The sequence below is a fragment of the Streptomyces sp. AC627_RSS907 genome, assembly GCF_019049165.1.
The window spans coordinates 1-553 of record NZ_JAGMUE010000266.1; the positions used below are offsets into that span (position 1 = coordinate 1).

Genomic DNA, 553 nt, shown 5'->3' on the forward strand with positions numbered 1-553 from the left:
GCCTTACGGAGGAGGCGTATCTCCGCCCTGGGCGGGTCGTTTACGCGTCGCCCGTGAGATGTACTGGGAGGTCTACTGGCCGTGCCGCATCGTGCGGCGCGCACGACGCGGAAGAGGGAACCGTATGTCCTTGCCCGCCGCCATCACGGTGGAATTCGACTCCGCCGCCGGCGCCGACGAGTTGCTCGCGCAGGAGCTGGCCGACCTCGTGGACCCGCACCGCGGCGAGGAGTGGCCACCGGCCTCCAGTACGGCGCGACGACCGGCCGAGGCGGAGTCCCCACCGGCGATCGCGCGGGCGGACTCGGCCCGGGCCGACACGTTCGCCTGCCGAGGCGTCGTGATCGTCCGAAACGGACGCGAACTCCTGGGCTGGGGACGGCTGTTGCAGCCACCGGGCGAGTCGGCGGCGGTCGTCTTCGACCACACCCTGGCCACCGCGGCGCGCAGACGGCCACCCACCGGGCGCCACGGTGCGCGCGAGGACACCCCGGAACCACCCTGTGCGGTCGAGCTGTTGACGCTGCTGTTACGGCACGCCGCGGCCCACGCG

1 protein-coding gene is annotated in these 553 nt (G+C 72.9%); it reads left to right on the forward strand.

Annotation, left to right across the window (positions count from 1 at the left end; all coding sequences use genetic code 11):
- Positions 1–124: 124 nt before the first annotated feature.
- Positions 125–553 (forward strand): hypothetical protein (locus KUM32_RS33205; protein WP_217145635.1); only part of this gene is annotated, 429 nt, incomplete at its 3' end.